Origin of the sequence: Naasia sp. SYSU D00057 (genome assembly GCF_017916505.1) — a bacterium.
Classification (GTDB): domain Bacteria; phylum Actinomycetota; class Actinomycetes; order Actinomycetales; family Microbacteriaceae; genus Naasia.
The window spans coordinates 410,253-426,399 of sequence record NZ_JAFMSZ010000003.1; the positions used below are offsets into that span (position 1 = coordinate 410,253).

Consider the following 16,147-nt stretch of genomic DNA (forward strand, 5'->3'; position numbering starts at 1 on the left):
GGGGCGACCCCGCACCCGTAGCGTTCAGATAGCGCACGGTCGCGCTCCATCGAGCTCGCCCTGCACTCAATGAAGAGGAGAACGAATGAGATCCACATTCACTCGCCGGCTCGTCCTTCCCATCGCCATCGCGGGGGTTGCGGGCCTCGGTCTGACGGCGTGTACCGGCGACATCGCCGCTGAGGACGCCGCCGACGTCGACTGCGCGCCCTACGAGCAGTACGGGACGGAGTTCGACGAGAACGAGGTCACCATGGCCGGCACCATCGTCGATGCAGAGGCCGACCGCCTCATCGCGTCGTGGGCCGACTTCGCGACCTGCACCGGCATCGAGATCAACTACCAGGGCAGCCGCGACTTCGAGACGAACATCGCGCAGCTCGCCGAGGGTGGCAACGCCCCCGACATCGGCATCGTGCCGCAGCCCGGCCTCGTCGCGCTGCTCGCCCAGAACGGCTACCTGCGCCCCGCCGCCCAGAGCGTGTCGGACAACGTCGACAAGTTCTGGTCGCCGGACTGGAAGCAGTACGCCACCATCGACGGCACCTTCTACGGCGCCCCGATGCTCGCGAGCGTCAAGGGCTTCATCTGGTACTCGCCGTCCGAGTTCGAGGAGAAGGGGTACGAGATCCCGACGACCCTCGACGAGCTCATGACCCTCACCGAGACCATCGCGGCCGAGGGCGACCACCTGCCCTGGTGCGCCGGCGTGGAGTCCGGCGGTGCCACCGGCTGGCCGGCCACCGACTGGATCGAGGACATGGTCCTCCGCCTGCACGGCCCGGACGTCTACGACCAGTGGGTCACCCACGAGATCCCCTTCAACGACCCGCGCATCGTCGAGGCCATCGACGCCGCCGGTGAGTACCTGAAGAACCCGGAGTTCATCGACACGCAGTCGATCGTCTCCACCCCGTTCCAGGAGGGCGGCCTGCCCATCCTCGACGGCACGTGCTCGCTGCACCACCAGGCCTCGTTCTACGAGGTCAACTGGGGTGAGGGCGTGAACGTGGCGCCGGACGGCGACGTCTACGCGTTCCTCATGCCGCCGGCTGAGGCGGGCGGCGACCTGCAGGTCACCGGTGGCGGCGAAACGGTCGTGGCCTTCCACGAGGGCGACGCCATCGACGCGGTCATGACCCACATGTCGAGCGACGTGTTCGCGAACCTCCGCGTGTCCGAGGGCGGCACGGTCAGCGCCAACAACGGCGTCGACCCAGAGAACGCCTCCAGCCCGCTGCTCCAGCAGACGATCGAGATCCTGCAGGACCCGAACACCACGTTCCGGTACGACGGCTCCGACCTGATGCCGGGTGCGGTCGGCTCGAACTCCTTCTGGAAGGGCATGATCGCCTGGCTGACCGGTGAGGACAGCCAGAAGGTGGCTGACGACATCGAGGCCAGCTGGCCGGCGGCCTGATCGACGCCATCCAGTGCTGAGGCAATAGGGTGAGGGCGGGGCCGGAAACGGCTCCGCCCTCACTCGCTGAGGCACCCAACGATCAACGGTGAACGAAGGGTAGGCACTCCATGACCACGGCCGATCTCATCGGCAAGATCATCCAGGTCGTCGGGGGCATCGCGATCTTCGCGGCTGTCGTCGGCCTGGTCCTGTTCCTGGTGGACCGCGCGCCGAAGCGGGGCAGGGACTTCATCCAGCTGCTGGCCTTCCTCGCGCCGGCGCTCCTCCTGCTGCTCGCGGGCCTCATCTGGCCGGCCATCCGCACGACGACCCTCGCGTTCTTCAGCCGGACGGGTCAGTGGATCGGCTTCGACAACTTCGTCTGGGCCTTCACCCAGCCGGACGCCCTGCGCGTCCTCGGCAACACGGTGGTGTGGGTGGTCCTGGTGCCGACGCTGTCGACCGCGATCGGCCTCGCCTACGCGGTGTTCATCGACAAGAGCAAGGGCGAGAAGTTCTTCAAGGCCCTCGTCTTCATGCCGATGGCGATCTCGATGGTGGGCGCGGGCATCATCTGGCGCTTCGTCTACGACTTCAAGTCGCAGGGGCGCGAGCAGATCGGCCTCCTCAACGCGATCGTCGTCGCGTTCGGCGGCGAGCCGGTGCAGTGGCTGCAGACGTCGCCGCTCAACACGCTGCTCCTCATCGTCGTGCTCATCTGGATCCAGACGGGCTTCGCGATGGTGGTGCTCTCGGCGTCGATCAAGGGCATCCCGACCGAGCAGCTCGAGGCGGCGCAGCTCGACGGCACCAACGCCTGGCAGCGCTTCCGCAACGTGACCCTGCCGGGCATCCGCCCCGCGCTCGTCGTGGTCATCACGACGATCTCGATCGCGACCCTGAAGGTGTTCGACATCGTGCAGGTCATGACGGCCGGCAACTTCGAGACCAGCGTCGTCGCCAACGAGATGTACACCCAGGCGTTCCGCGCCAACGAGCCGGGACGAGGAGCCGCACTCGCGGTCATCCTGTTCCTCCTCGTGCTGCCGATCGTCATCTACAACGTCCGTGTCCTCCGTCAGCAGAGGGAGATCCGATGACCAGCACGATTCCCGCCGACCTCCCGATCCCCGGGGCGAAGGGCCGCGGCGCGGTCGAGATCGCCGACGAGACTGAGGCCACCAAGACCGGCCGCGTCAAGAAGCGGCTCACGTCGCCGTGGGCGACCATCGCCGCTCTCGTCATCGCGGTGCTCTGGACGCTGCCGACGTTCGGGCTGCTCGTCTCGTCGTTCCGGCCGGCGGAGGAGATCCGCACGACCGGGTGGTGGACGATCTTCACGAACCCCGGGTTCACGCTCGCGAACTACCAGGACGTGCTCCTGTCGACGTCCTCGTCGTCGCCGCAGCTGGGCTCGTACTTCATGAACTCGCTGTCGATCGCGATCCCGGCGACGCTGTTCCCGCTCGTCCTCGCGTCGATGGCGGCGTACGCGTTCGCGTGGATCAAGTTCCGCGGCAGCAGCTGGATGTTCATCCTGGTGTTCGCGCTGCAGATCGTGCCGCTGCAGATGGCGCTCATCCCGCTGCTGCAGCTGTTCGGTCAGCTGCTGCGTCCGGGGCAGCGGTGGCTGCACGACGTCATCCCGTTCATCCCGGAGCAGAACTACCTGCCGATCTGGATCGCGCACACGATCTTCGCGCTGCCGCTCGCGATCTTCCTGCTGCACAACTTCATCTCGGAGATCCCGGGTGAGGTCGTGGAGGCGGCGAAGGTCGACGGCGCGAGCCACACGCAGGTGTTCTTCCGGATCATCCTGCCGCTGGCCCTCCCGGCGATCGCGTCGTTCGCGATCTTCCAGTTCCTCTGGGTCTGGAACGACCTGCTCGTGGCGCTGATCTTCTCCGGCGGTACCCAGGATGCGGCACCGCTGACACAGCGGCTGACGGAGATGACGGGTACGCGAGGTCAGGACTGGCAGCGGCTCACGGCGGCGGCGTTCGTGTCGCTGATCGTGCCGCTGATCGTGTTCTTCGGCCTGCAGCGCTACTTCGTGCGCGGCCTGCTCGCGGGCTCCACGAAGGGCTGATCCGCTCGATCGAAGGTGCCCGCTCCCGCTGAGGGGGCGGGCACCTTCGTCGTTCCGGTCGGACGTTCTCCGAGCCGGACGGAACGAATCAAGGAGATTCGGCCGCCGACGCCCGCGGATCCGCATGAGCACCAATGCCGGGGCCGGAATCTCCTTGATTCGATCCGCGAAACGCGCGCATCGGGGTCAAGGGACGGCGCCCCTGGCCGCTGCGCCGAGTTCTCGGCGTCCTGAGGCCCGGGGCGGGTCAACCGGATGGGCGGAGCCCCGCGATGCGGTCGGCCGGGATCATGCGGGCCGGCCGTCCGTCGAGCAGGAGGGTGAGCTGGGCGGCCGTCTCGAGCTCCTCGGCCAGGTCCACCGCCGCGTCGATGCCCGCGGCGGCCACGACGCAGCCGTGCTGGGCGAGCAGCAGCACGGCCGCCCGGCCCGCGAGAGCCTCGACGCCCGCGGCCAGCTCGGCCGTGCCGGGAGCGGCGTACGGGGCGACCGGCACGTCGCCGAGCCGCATCACCCGATACGGCGTGAGCGGCGGCAGAGCCGCGTGACCGTCGGCGTCCGGCGGGAGGCACGCGATCGCGGTCGCGTAGGGGGAGTGCAGGTGCACGACGGCGGTGGCCTCGGGCCGCTGCCGATACACCGCGAGGTGCAGCGGGAACTCCTTGGACGGCGTCCCGGCGAGGACGGCGCCCTCGAGAGACACCTCGGCGAGGTCGCCGGCCTCGACGCGGCTGAGGCTCGAGCCGGTCGGGGTGATGAGGACGCGATTGCCCGCTCTGACGCTGAGGTTGCCCGAGCTGCCGGGGGAGAGGCCGCGCGCGGCGAGGTGGCGGGCGGCGCGGATGAGCTGCCCGGCGCTCACGGCGCGCTCCGCCACGCGGTGTCGAAGAGATCCGGCTCGCCGAAGTTGCCGGACTTCAGCAGCAGCGCGACGGTCGGGGTTCCGGGCACGGCGGTCGCCGTGCCCGTCGTCCAGGGGACGCCGGGGGCGGCGAGGGCGCCGACCGCGAGGCGGCGCAGGCCGAGCGCGGCGACGGCCGCGCCGGACGTCTCGCCGCCGGCGACCAGCAGGCGCCGCACCCCGAGCTCCGCGACGGCGAGCACCGCGACGCGCGCGAGGGTCGACTCGAGCAGCTCCGCGGCCGCCTCGACGCCGAGCGCCTCCTGCGTCGAGCGGACGCGGCCCGGGTCGGCGGTCGCCGACACGAGCACGGGATCCTCGCCGGCTGCCGCGAGAGAAGCGCGGACCTCGGCCAGGAGGGCGGAGTCGCCGTCCCGGGCGAGGACGAGCGGGTCCACGCGGACCGTCGTGCCTCCGAAGGCGGCGACCTGCTCCCGGGTCCGCTCGGACGCGCTCCCGCTGAGGATGAGGCGCGCGCCGCCCGGGGGGATCGGCTTCGCGGCGGGGAAGGAGTTCGACCGCCGGTGACGGGCCAGGGCGAGGGCCAGTCCCGCGCCGCCGCCGAGCACCACGGGCGTCCGCACGTCGTCGAGCGCGGCGGCGAGGGCGTCCAGGTCGGCGTCGTCGATCGCGTCGACGAGGAGGTGGCGGGCGCCTGCCGCGAAGTGGGCGTCGATCTCGGCGGCCGCGGCTCCGGACCGGACGACGGGCAGCGGCACGAGCGCGACCCGGCCCGTCGTCTGGCGGGAGAGGACCGCGACGAGGTCGCTGTCCCGCATCGGTGTCAGAGGATGGTCGCGCATCGGCGACTCGGAGAGCAGGCGTTCGCCGACGAAGAGGTGGCCGAGGTACTGGGTGCGGCCGGCCGCGGGCGTCGCCGGGGTGCCGACCGTGATGCCGCCGTCGGCGACGAGGGCGTCGGCGACCGGCCCGATGTTGCCGCGGTCGGTCGAGTCGAAGGTCGAGCAGTACTTCTGGTAGATCAGCTCCGCGCCCTGGGACCGCAGCCAGGCGGCGGCGGCCGTCGATCGCGCCACGGCGTCGGCCGGGTCCACCGTGCGGGTCTTGAGGGCGACCACCACGCAGTCGCCGCCGCCCTCGTCGCCGGGCTCCGGCACGCCGAGGTGCACACTCGTCGGCACGCCCGCCTCGGCGACTCCGCCCGCCAGATCGCAGGCGCCGGTGACGTCGTCCGCGATGACGCCGAGCCAGGCACCGGTCACGACGTCGCCTCGAGCGGCGCCGCGGCGTACCGCACCTCGGCCGCCCCCGAGAGGAGCTCGCGCTGCTCCTCGTCGACACCGGGACCGGTGATGACGAGGTCGATCGAGCTGAGCGAACCGAAGCGGATGGGCGCCCGCGCGCCGATCTTGGTCGAGTCGACGAGGAGCACCCGGCGTCGGGCGCCCGCGCTGAGTGCTCGTTTGATCTCCGCGTCGAGGTCGTTCGCGCACAGCAGGCCGGTCGAGTCGACGGCGGTCGCGGAGAGGACGGCGACGTCGACCGCGACCCGCTCGAGTCCCTCCCGGGTGGCTTGACCGGTGAACGAGCGCGTCGACGCCTGATAGGTGCCGCCGAGCGCGATGAGGGAGAGGTCCTCGCGCTCCGCGCAGGTCGCGAGGACGGGCAGGGAATGGCTGACCACGGTCGTCCCCGGCTCGAGCAGGGCCGCGACTCCGGCGACGGTCGTTCCGGCGTCGAGCGCCACCGTGCCGGCTCCGGCAAGATGCTCGGCGCAGGCGGCGGCGATGGCGGCCTTCTCGGCGGCGGCGGACAGGTCGCGCTCCTCGAAGGTCGCGCCGCGCACACCGCCCGTGGGCAGGCTCGCCCCTCCGGTGACGCGCCGCGCGTGCCCCTCGAGGTGCAGCTGGCGCAGGTCGCGCCGGATGGTCATCTCGGAGACGCCGAATTCCTCGGCCAGCGCGGCGGAGGACACGTAGCCCTCCGAGCCGAGGCGGCGCAGCAGCTCCGCTCGGCGGGCCGGGGCCTCGGTGTACCGCACGACCTCATCCAACTCGACCTGCCGAAAACTTGTCAATCGACAAACAGAACTTGACGAGTCTGTTCGCATGTGAACAGACTGGACCGTGACCAGCGGAGCGGCCGGCGACCTCGCGCGCCCGAGCGTCGTGGCCCTCGGCGTCGACATCGGCAGCACGAACCTCAAGGCCTCCCTGGTCGGCATCGGCGACACGGTCACCGGGCTCGCCGTCTGCACCCGCCCCACGCCGCGCGACGCGGACGAGCTCGTCCGGTCGGCGGCCGATCTCATCCGCACCGTCCTCGTCTCCGCTCCCGAGGCGCCCGCGGCCATCGGGATCGCGTCGATGGCCGAGTCGGGCGTGCCGCTCGGTGCCGGAGACCTGCCGCTGCGCGCAGTGCTGCGCTGGGACGGCGACGACGACCCGCGCGACCTCGACGCGATCCTCGACGGCCTCGGCCGCGACGCCGTCTACGCGGCGACCGGCGTGCCCGCGCTGCCGAAGGCGCCCCTCGCCCAGTGGGCCCGCCTGCGCCGCACCGATCCCGACGTCTGGGCCGGCCTCTCCCGCTGGGCGGGCGTCGCGGATCTCCTCGGACTCGCGCTCACCGGCGAGCTCGCCACCGACCACACCCTCGCCGCCCGCACCATGGCCTACCGCACCGCCGACGGCGGCGACCGGTTCGACCCGGACCTCCTCGCCGCGGTCGGGCTGCGGCCGGACCAGCTGCCCGAGGTGCGCCGCCCCGGCGAGGCGGCAGGCCGCATCACCGCGGAGGCGGCTAGCCGGACCGGCCTGCCGGCCGGGGTTCCCGTGCACATCGCCGGGCACGACCACGCGGTGGGCGCGTGGGCGTCCGGCGCGCGGCGGCCCGGCGAGGTCGCCGACTCCCTGGGCACCGCGGAGGCGTTGCTCCGCGTCCTGCGCGAGCCGCTCGATCCCGAGCGCGTGCGGCCCACCGGCATGAGCCTCACCCGCACCGTCAGCGGCGAGCCGGCGCTGCTGGCGGGCTCCGCCAACGCCGGTGCGCTCGTCCGCTGGTGGTTCGCCCACCGGATCGACGCCCGTGAGGCCGGCGACGTGATCGACGAGGTCGGCCGGCTCGGCCCGGCGCCCACGGGCCTTCTCGTGCTGCCCTACCTGGCCGGACGTCAGACGCCACAGCCGGACCGGCGGCCCGACGTCCGCATCCTCGACGAGGACGACCGCGAGGCGGACCCGCGAGCGTACCCGGTGCCGGTGCTCGCCAGGGCGATGCTCGAGGGGCTCGCCCTGCACGCGCGATGGATGCACGAGGAGCAGTCCGCGCTCGCCGGCCCCGCCCACCCGCCGCTGCGCATCCTCGCCGGCCCGGGCGGAGGCAACGAGCCGTGGATGCGCCTCAAGGCACAGGTGTTCGCCGCTCCCGCCCGCCTCACCAGCGCCACCGAGCCCGTCGCCTCCGGAGCCGCCCTTCTCGCAGCGTCGCGAGAGGGGCTCCTGCCCGGCGAGCCGCCCGCGCTCGCCGGCGTCCCCCTTCCCCGGGATGCCGGGGACCCGTACCAGCAGATGTTCGAGCGCTTCGTCGCGGCCGCCTCCGGCGCCGCGCTCGCTCGGGAAGGAGAGAGATGACGGCGACGACCGGCACACCCACCCTCGACGCGATCGCCCGCCCGGGCGGCGGCTTCGCCATGGTCGCGATGGACCAGCGCGAGAGCCTCCGCGCCATGTTCGACCAGGCGGGCGCCGGCCGGCCCGGGGACGACGTCCTCATCCGCTTCAAGCTCGACGTCGCCGAGGCGCTCGGCCCCCTCTCCTCCGGGTTCCTCATCGACCGGCACTACGGCTTCGACCGGGTGCGGGCGGACGGCCTGCTTCCCGCGAGCGCCGGCCTCATCCTCGCCGCCGACGCCCTCCAGCAGGAGGACGGCGGGCCCGTCGAGGAGACCGAGCTCGACGACGTGGTCGTCGGCGGGGGGTTCGACCTCGCCGGCGTCTCCGCACTCAAGCTGCTGATCATCTGGCGACGGGACGCCCGCCGCGAGCACCGCGTCGAGCTCGCGGACCGGTTCATCCGCGCCTCCGCCGAGCTCGGCCTGCTCTCCGTGCTCGAGCCCGTCGTGCGCGCGACCCCCGCAGAGCTCGACGCCGGAACCTGGGACATGGACGACGCCATCGTCGAGGCCGCCCGCGAGCTCTCCCCGCTCGGCCCCAGCCTGTACAAGGCGCAGGTGCCGATGGCGGGCGCGGGCGGCGCCGAGGAGCAGCGCCGCGCGAGCGAGCGGCTCGGCGAGGCGGTGCAGGGGCCGTGGGTCGTCCTCTCCCAGGGCGTCGAGCGCGACCGCTTCCAGGACGCGGTCGAAGCCGCCTGCCGCGCGGGCGCGAGCGGATTCCTCGCCGGGCGGGCTCTGTGGAGCGACGTGGTGGGCCACCCCGACGTGCCCGGCCGCCTGCGCGAGCTGTCCGTCCCCCGGCTGGAGGCGCTCGTCGAGGTCGTCGACCGCGAGGCGCGTCCCTGGAGCGACGCCTCATGAGCGCGCGCCTCGGCCTGCTGCACACGGTCCCCGCGCTCGCCGCGACGTTCGACGACCTGCTGCGCCGCACCGGGCACGACGGTCCCATCGTGCACGTCGTGGACGGCGGGCTGCTGAAGGCGGCGATCGACTCCGGCGTCGATGACGCCGTCCGCGCCGAGGTGCTCAGCCACATCCGCCACCTCGCCGACGACGGCGCGGACGCCATCCTCGTCACCTGCTCCTCGATCGGGGAGGCGGTCGATGCCGCCGCCGCCCGGGTCGACGTGCCCGTGCTCCGGGTGGACGCCCCCATGGCGGAGGAGGCGGTCGCGCTCGCCGTCGCGCGCGCGGCCGGGGGCCGTCCGGCGAGGATCGCAGTGCTCGCGACCCTCGAGGCCACGCTCGGCCCGACCGGGCGCCTGCTCGAGAGCAGCGTCGCCGCGGCCGCCCGCTCCGTCGACGTCGCGGCACGCGTCGTCGGGGGCGCGGCCGCCGCGCGATCCGCCGGCGACCAGGCGACCCACGACCGGCTCGTCGCGGACGCGATCACCGAGGCTGCCGCATCCGCCGACGTCGTCGTCCTGGCTCAGGCCTCCATGGCATCCGCCGCCGCGGAGCTCGACCTCGACGTTCCCGTGCTCACCTCCCCCGAGGGCGGCGCCGCCGCCCTCGTCGACGCGATCCGGAGGATGCCCGCATGACCGAGCCGACCGTGCCCGGCGACCCGCACGAGGTGCAGCTCCTCGCCTACGCCGACCGGCTGGGCGGCGGAATCGCGGGCGCCCGCGAGCTGCTGGAGGGACCGCTCGCCCCCTTCCGAGGCGTGCATCTGCTGCCCTTCTTCGTGCCGTTCGACGGCGACGACGCGGGCTTCGACCCGGTCGACCACACCTCGGTCGACCCGCGCCTCGGCTCCTGGGACGACGTCCGGGCGATCGCCGCGCAGCGAGAGGTGACGGCCGACCTCATCGTCAACCACGTCTCGGCCGACTCCGCCGAGTTCCAGGACTGGCTGGCGCGTCAGGAGGACTCGCCATACGAGGGCATGTTCCTCACCTTCGACGCCGTCTTCCCCGACGGCGGCACCGAGGCGCAGATCACCGCGTTCTATCGGCCCCGGCCGGGCCTGCCGTTCACCGCGTACCGCACCGGCGACGGACGCCGTCGGCTGGTCTGGACCACCTTCGTGCCGAGCCAGGTCGACGTCGACGTGCAACATCCGGCGGGCATCCGCTACCTGGAGCGACTGCTCGACGCTCTCGCCGCCGGGGGCGTCACCACCGTCCGGCTCGACGCCGTCGGGTACGCGATCAAGACGCCCGGCAGTGACAGCTTCATGACCGAGCACACGCTCGAGTTCGTGCGGGACATCACCGCGATGGCCCATCGGCGGAGCCTGCGCGTCCTCGTCGAGGTGCACGCGCACTACACGCAGCAGCTCGCGATCGCGCCGCTCGTCGACCTGGTCTACGACTTCGCGCTGCCGCCGCTGCTGCTGCACTCCCTCGGCACCGGCACCGTCGACCGGCTGGCGCACTGGCTCGAGATCCGCCCGCGCAACGCGATCACGGTGCTCGACACGCACGACGGCATCGGTGTGATCGACGCCGGTCCCGCGCTCGATCGGGAGGGACTCATCTCCTTCGAGGAGATGCGGGCGATCTTCGAGCGCGCAGCCGCGGCGACGGACGGCCACTCCAGCCTCGCGTCCGTGCTCCCGGCCTGGACCGCGCTGCCGCACCAGATCAACGCGACCTTCTTCAGCGTCCTCGGCGCAGATCCCACTGCCTACCTGCTGTGCCGGGCGGTGCAGCTGTTCGTGCCGGGCACTCCGCAGATCTACTACGTAGGACTCCTCGCCGGGCTCGACGACACCGAGCTGTACGCCGCCACCGGGAACGGCCGCGACGTGAACCGGCACTTCTATGCGCCGGAGGAGCTCGGCGAGGCGCTCGCCGGCGAGGTGCCCCGCGCGATCCTCGCCCTGGTGCGGCTGCGCGCGACGCAGCCGGCGTTCGAGGGCGAGTTCGGCGCCGAGACGACCGGCACGGACACGCTGCGGCTCGCGTGGGTCGCCGGCGCTGCGCGGGCGCAGTTGGACGTGCGCTTCGGCTCGGGGGAGGTCGGCTTCACGATCGAGGTCACCGGGCCGGACGGGACGGCTCGCTACGACAGTGTCGGCGCGCTCGCCGGCTGAGCGCTCGTCGCACCCCTCCAAGCCGGGCGCGCCGGCGGCCGGTCCCGCCTGGGGGAGTGCCACAACCGGGGCGGCCGCCACGGGCGCGCCGCCCTAGTCTGCCGCGGTGGACATCCTCCGGCGCTCCCTCCGCATGCTGCAGCTCACCGCCACCGCCAGTCGGCGCCCGTCGCTCGACATCCACGACGTGGCCCGGATGCCGGGGCGCGTGTGGCCGACCGACCTCGACGAGCTGCGCCACGTCAACAACGGCGTCTACCTGTCGATGATGGATCTGCCCCGGCTCGACCTCCTGATGCGCTCCGGTCTGTGGCCGCGGTTCAAGGCGGCCGGCATCTATCCCGTCGTCGCATCGCAGACGATCACGTACCGGAAGTCGCTCAAGCTCTGGCAGCGCTTCGAGATCGAGACGCGCATCCTCGGCTACGACGACCGCGCCGTGTACCTGGAGCAGCGGTTCGTCGCGGGCGGCGAGGTGTACGCGCGCGGCTACGTGAAGGGCCGCTTCCTCCGCCGCCGCGGCGGAGTCGCCACGATGGACGAGATCCGCGAGCTGACCGGGATCGACACCGCCGCCCATCCGGTGCCGGACTGGCTCGCCGACTGGTCGCGCCACGTCTCCCTCCCGTCCACCTCCCGCCCGGCCCCCAGCGACTGGGACGCCTGACCCGCCCTCACCGGGGGTGGGGTTCGACGCGGCGCGCCCGCACCTCGGCGAGGCCGTACGGGGGCACGATCGCCGCTTCCGGCACGATCTCGACTCCTGTGCCGTCCCAGCCGACCCGCGCCGCGACCGGCTCGGCGCCCGGGTTGCGGAGCCGGATGCGCACCTCGTCGCCCTCCGGCCGAAGCTCCGCGAACAGCCGGTCGGCGGGCTCGATCCGCAGCCCGGAGGAGCCCCGCAGGGCGACCGGACCGGCGTAGGCGCGAGCTTGGAGCGGCTGCAGCAGGTCCCGCCCGAACCGGCGCACGGCGACGGCGTCCGGCGCCGCGAGGCGGAACCGGTAGCGGTAGCGCAGGGTCCCGTCCTGCCGCGCCTGGAAGTTCGTGAAGTGCAGGTTGTTCATCAGCCAGCTGTTGATGTGCCCGTGCGGGGCGTCGAGCTCGCGCGCCCACTTGCCGGTCTGGAAGCCGCCGAGCTGGACGAGCGGCGCATCCACCGTGCCCCAGAGCACGCCGCCCTCGGCGCCGGCCACCCCGACGGCGTGCTGGATGGAGTACCAGTCCTTGCTGGTGTCGGGCAGCTGCTCGGCGTCGGCCTCGTAGACGGCGCCCGCCGTCTCGAGCAGGAACCGCGGATCGGCGACCGCGAACGGGAACGCCACGAAGATGCTCTCGGGGGCGAACACCTCCGGCTTGACGAGCTCGACGTCGAGGTCGATCACGTCGGTTCGCCGGTAGAGGCGGAGCGTGGCGGTGACGCTCGGCACGGTCGGGGCGGAGCCGATCCAGCGGATCTCGACCATGTCGTCCGTCTCGGTGACGAGCGGCAGGACGTCGCTCGTGGACACGGCGCGCACGAAGTCGGGCCCCGGGTTGTCGGGGTGGAAGTCCTTCGGGCTGCGGGTGACCATCGGATGGGCGCTGTCGGCGGGGACGCGCTCGACCACCACCGCGCCGAGGCCGGAGCCCGCCGCCTGGTCGACCAGCTCCCGTCCGGTCGCCAGGTCGAGGAGGGAGACCACTCCTCCGCGCGCCGGATCGACCGTGACCGCGTAGCGCTCGGTGCGGATGCCGCGGCCGGAGCAGGGGAGGGGACGCTCGGCCGGCACCTCCAGCATCGCCGTGCCGAACGCCGGGACGTCGCGCGCGACGACGGTCACCTCGCGGACCCCGTCCACCTCCACGGTCACGGGCTCGGTGCGGACGCTCTCCGTCGGATTGACGACCACGATCGCCCGGGCCGCGACGGGCGCGTCCGGGGCGCCGCTCGCCACGAGGCGGAACAGGCCCTCGACGGCGAGGTCGCGCGCCCAGTCGTAGGCGCCGTACGCGAACCCGGCCTTGCCGTTCCAGTGCGAGGAGCTGAAGAAGGAGTGCGGACGCGAGTAGGTCTCCCACGAGCCCCACGTGTGCTCGTTGAAGAGCATCAGCTCCTCGTCGACCGCGCTTAGGTCGCGGTCGATCTCCTCGGGCGTGCGCAGGCGGACGGGCCCGCGGCGGTAGCCGAGGACCGTGGCGAGTGCGACGTCCCCGTCGCCCCGCAACCGCGACAGGGCGAGGGTGGACTGCGCCGCGAGCGACAGCGACCGCGCCTCGCGGTACACCGCCACCTCGCGGGCGGTCGAGCCGTGCCCGTGCGACCACCAGTCGGACCACTCGCCCCGCACCCTCGGGATGTCCGCCTCGCGGGCTTGCGCCTCGAGCGCGTCGAGCGCCTGGTCGATGGTGGCCGTCTCCATCCGCACGTCCGGGCGGCGCGCGTTCCAGTGCCGCACGACGTCGAGGAACAAAGCGGTCGGCCAGCGGTTGTCGTTGCCCGCGTGCACGATCGCGGTGTCGTAGGGGTAGTCGCGGCGGGCGGCGAGGCCGTCGAGGAACTCGCTGATCCGCAGCTCGGCGAGCTCGACGTCGGCGTCGACGATGCCCCACTCCTCGCCGAACCCGTAGTGGGTCGAGAGCCACACGAAGACGGGCTCGCCGTCCTGGCCCTCCCACCAGAAGCCGGAGGGCTGCGCGAACGGCGGGCGGCCGTGGTCCGGGTTCAGTGCCATCACCAGCCGGGAGACCCCGGCCCGGCGCATGGCGGGCACGGCGCCCCAGGAGATGCCGTTCACGTCGCCGTGCTGCTCGGTGCGCACCGGGATGCCCGCCGCGGCGAAGGCGGCCAGGCGATCGTAGGCGGCGTCCAGCTCGGATTGCGAGGCGAGCTGCGTGTTGTTGAGGTACCCGGCGGTGACGGCCAGGGTGCCGTCCGCAACCCGGCGGCGCAGCCGGTGGGCCTGCTCGGGCGGCGCGTGCTCGAGGAAGCGGAGGACGGGCCGGGCGACCTCGAAGGTCCAGCGGAACCGGTCAGGTCCGCTGGAGCCGTGAGCGTCCGCCAGGTCGAGGACCTCGCCGATGATAGCTTCGTGCATCCGATCGATAATTCGAGGGCTGTTCGTGTAGCCGACGTCGTGGTGCGTATGGCCGACGAGAAATACTCTGTTGAGAGTGCCCACGGAGCCCCTTCGCTCGATCATCTGTGAGATCGTTCCCAGACGAGGCTAGTCCGGTCGTGGACGCCTCGACAAGGCTCGTTCCGCGCAAATCTCACGATTTCGTCTCATCGGGACGCGCCTCCTTGTGACGAAGTGAGCAGTGAGCCATACTCCGGTATGGGAAGGATTCCAGAAACAGCCGGGAGTCTGCCCTCCGCGGGAGCGACGATGCCCCGCCGGATCTCTTGCGAAGGGAAACTCATGAAGAAGAGGCAAAGGGTCCTCCTCGCCGCCACAGCCGTGGCGTCGATCGCTGCACTCACCGCGTGTGGTTCGGGAGGCGGAGGCAACACCAACTCCGGCGCCGACGCCGACTTCACGGCCGCGCCCACCGGCACGCTCAACGCGTGGGGCTTCGAGAACGCGGACGACGTGGGCCAGTCGCGACTCGACTACGCGGCGGAGCAGCTCGCCGACGTCGACATCAAGATCGAGGCGACCGCCTTCGACGCTCAGAAGTTCACGGCGGCCACCGCGAGCGGCAACGTCCCCGACGTCGTCCAGATGAGCTCGCAGTACGTCGGGACCTACGCGGCGAAGGGCCTCATCCTGCCCCTCGACGAGTGCCTCGCGGCGAACGACGTGACCGCCGACCACTGGTACGACTCGGTCATCGCCGACGTCACCTACGACGACACCATCTACGCGGTGCCGCAGTTCTACCAGCCGCCGGCCATCATCACGAACACCCGGCTCCTCGAGGCCGCCGGCCTCACCAACGACGACATCGACACCTCCGACCGCGAGCGCCTGCTCTCGGCCGTGTCGAAGCTGTACAAGGAGCAGGGCGGCAACCCGTCCACCCTCGGCCTCGACCCGCAGGTCCCCGGCACCGCCGGCCTCTGGTTCCTCGGCAACGGCGGCCAGATCATGGACGCCGACGGCAAGCCCACCCTCGACAACGACGCCAACGTCGACGCGCTCACCTTCCTCAAGGAGCTGACCGACGCGCAGGGCGGCTTCGCCAAGGTGAAGAGCTTCATCGACACCTTCGACATGTTCGGTGCCGAGAACCAGTACGTGAAGGACCAGGTCGCGGCGGAGATCAACGCGCAGTGGTACCCGAACGTGCTCGCGGCGACGCAGGCCGACATCACCATCAACGCGGTCCCGTTCAAGGACAAGGACGGCAACCCGTTCACCGTCGCCAGCGGCACCGCGTTCGTCGTGCCGAAGGGTGCGAAGAACCCGGCCGCTGCCTGTGCCTGGGCCATCAACCTCACCTCGGACGAAGCGTGGATGGCGGCCGGCGAGGCCCGTGCCAAGACGATCGAGGAGGACCCGGACCCCAACCGCATGAACACCGGTCTGTTCACGGGCTCCCCCTCGGCCGACCAGGCGATCCGCGAGAAGTTCGTGGTTCCCACCGGCAACGCCGGTTTCGACCAGGTCATCGCGACCTACTACGACGTCGTCGGTGAGGGCAAGTCGTTCGGCTCCTCGGCCGCCGGTCAGGAGATCCAGACCGAGCTGCAGACCGCCGTCACCGCCGCGCTCAACGGCGAGAAGACGCCGGAAGAGGCCCTCGCGGACGGCCAGGCGGCCGCCCAGCGGGCCTGGGAGCAGACGACGGGCCAGTAAGTCGCTCGCTGTGTAGGGGCGGTCCTCCGGATTCTTCGGGGGGCCGCCCTTTCGCTTGCGTTCAGTTCCGCGGCGGTCGGGGGCGTCCACCGCTGCTCAGACAGTTGCGCGGCAAGCGTGCCGCGCAAAACTCGCCTCGGCGGACGCCCCCGACCGCCGCTCCCTCACGGGAGCGAGCGGCCGTAGTCCACTGATGGCTGGAACCGCCCTATATACGTTGCTCGCTCAGGGCTGAGGTACCCCGACCCATGGTTTCCCCTCCGGTGATTGAGGAGGCCGCGCAGCGGGCGTAGTCCATCG

The 16,147-nt window shown here is 72.1% G+C and carries 13 protein-coding genes; 9 read left to right on the forward strand and 4 right to left on the reverse strand.

The genetic code is table 11. The features are described from left to right. Positions 1 to 85: 85 nt before the first annotated feature. The 3 genes from J3P36_RS12475 to J3P36_RS12485 all read left to right on the forward strand — a co-directional run bounded on the left by J3P36_RS12475 (position 86) and on the right by J3P36_RS12485 (position 3,491). The gene (locus tag J3P36_RS12475; RefSeq protein WP_210508496.1) at positions 86 to 1,420 is read left to right on the forward strand and encodes an ABC transporter substrate-binding protein; all 1,335 of its coding nucleotides are present in this window, start codon (positions 86 to 88) and stop codon (positions 1,418 to 1,420) included. Between the two features lie 110 nt (positions 1,421 to 1,530). Continuing rightward, positions 1,531 to 2,502: a carbohydrate ABC transporter permease gene (locus J3P36_RS12480; RefSeq protein WP_210508497.1), complete on the forward strand. Its 972-nt coding sequence runs from the start codon at positions 1,531 to 1,533 to the stop codon at positions 2,500 to 2,502. After that, the gene (locus J3P36_RS12485; protein WP_210508498.1) at positions 2,499 to 3,491 is read left to right on the forward strand and encodes a carbohydrate ABC transporter permease; all 993 of its coding nucleotides are present in this window, start codon (positions 2,499 to 2,501) and stop codon (positions 3,489 to 3,491) included. The genes J3P36_RS12480 and J3P36_RS12485 overlap by 4 nt, the downstream gene beginning before the upstream one ends. A gap of 247 nt (positions 3,492 to 3,738) precedes the next feature. Here the strand turns inward: J3P36_RS12485 and J3P36_RS12490 are convergent, their stop codons facing one another. Genes J3P36_RS12490 through J3P36_RS12500 form a run of 3 tightly spaced genes read right to left on the reverse strand, consistent with a single transcriptional unit; the run spans position 3,739 to position 6,394 of the window. Further along, complete coding sequence (locus J3P36_RS12490) at positions 3,739 to 4,353, reverse strand: class II aldolase/adducin family protein (protein ID WP_307807084.1); 615 nt, start codon at positions 4,351 to 4,353, stop codon at positions 3,739 to 3,741. After that, positions 4,350 to 5,615 carry a 3-oxo-tetronate kinase gene (otnK, locus tag J3P36_RS16825; protein ID WP_210508500.1) on the reverse strand — a complete coding sequence of 422 codons (1,266 nt, stop codon included), beginning with the start codon at positions 5,613 to 5,615 and terminating at the stop codon, positions 4,350 to 4,352. The genes J3P36_RS12490 and otnK overlap by 4 nt, the downstream gene beginning before the upstream one ends. Continuing rightward, positions 5,612 to 6,394: a DeoR/GlpR family DNA-binding transcription regulator gene (locus tag J3P36_RS12500; protein ID WP_210508501.1), complete on the reverse strand. Its 783-nt coding sequence runs from the start codon at positions 6,392 to 6,394 to the stop codon at positions 5,612 to 5,614. Before J3P36_RS12500 ends, otnK begins: the two co-directional genes overlap by 4 nt. A gap of 85 nt (positions 6,395 to 6,479) precedes the next feature. Here J3P36_RS12500 and J3P36_RS16830 point away from each other — a divergent pair, with 85 nt between their 5' ends. The 5 genes from J3P36_RS16830 to J3P36_RS12525 all read left to right on the forward strand — a co-directional run bounded on the left by J3P36_RS16830 (position 6,480) and on the right by J3P36_RS12525 (position 11,733). Then, positions 6,480 to 7,985, forward strand: coding sequence for an L-fuculokinase (locus J3P36_RS16830; protein ID WP_210508502.1), 1,506 nt, complete (start codon positions 6,480 to 6,482; stop codon positions 7,983 to 7,985). Further along, positions 7,982 to 8,887 carry a hypothetical protein gene (locus J3P36_RS12510; RefSeq protein WP_210508503.1) on the forward strand — a complete coding sequence of 302 codons (906 nt, stop codon included), beginning with the start codon at positions 7,982 to 7,984 and terminating at the stop codon, positions 8,885 to 8,887. Before J3P36_RS16830 ends, J3P36_RS12510 begins: the two co-directional genes overlap by 4 nt. Then, positions 8,884 to 9,570: an aspartate/glutamate racemase family protein gene (locus tag J3P36_RS12515; RefSeq protein ID WP_210508504.1), complete on the forward strand. Its 687-nt coding sequence runs from the start codon at positions 8,884 to 8,886 to the stop codon at positions 9,568 to 9,570. The genes J3P36_RS12510 and J3P36_RS12515 overlap by 4 nt, the downstream gene beginning before the upstream one ends. Next, a complete protein-coding gene (gene gtfA / locus J3P36_RS12520; protein ID WP_210508505.1) occupies positions 9,567 to 11,066 on the forward strand; it encodes a sucrose phosphorylase in 1,500 nt (499 codons plus the stop codon). Before J3P36_RS12515 ends, gtfA begins: the two co-directional genes overlap by 4 nt. A 106-nt stretch (positions 11,067 to 11,172) precedes the next feature. After that, complete coding sequence (locus tag J3P36_RS12525) at positions 11,173 to 11,733, forward strand: thioesterase family protein (RefSeq protein ID WP_210508506.1); 561 nt, start codon at positions 11,173 to 11,175, stop codon at positions 11,731 to 11,733. A 7-nt stretch (positions 11,734 to 11,740) separates the two neighbouring features. Here the strand turns inward: J3P36_RS12525 and J3P36_RS12530 are convergent, their stop codons facing one another. Beyond that, positions 11,741 to 14,227: a hypothetical protein gene (locus J3P36_RS12530; protein ID WP_210508507.1), complete on the reverse strand. Its 2,487-nt coding sequence runs from the start codon at positions 14,225 to 14,227 to the stop codon at positions 11,741 to 11,743. Positions 14,228 to 14,467: 240 nt separating this feature from the next. Between J3P36_RS12530 and J3P36_RS12535 the strand changes: the two genes are divergently transcribed. Beyond that, positions 14,468 to 15,847, forward strand: coding sequence for an extracellular solute-binding protein (locus tag J3P36_RS12535; protein ID WP_210508508.1), 1,380 nt, complete (start codon positions 14,468 to 14,470; stop codon positions 15,845 to 15,847). Positions 15,848 to 16,147 lie beyond the last annotated feature (300 nt).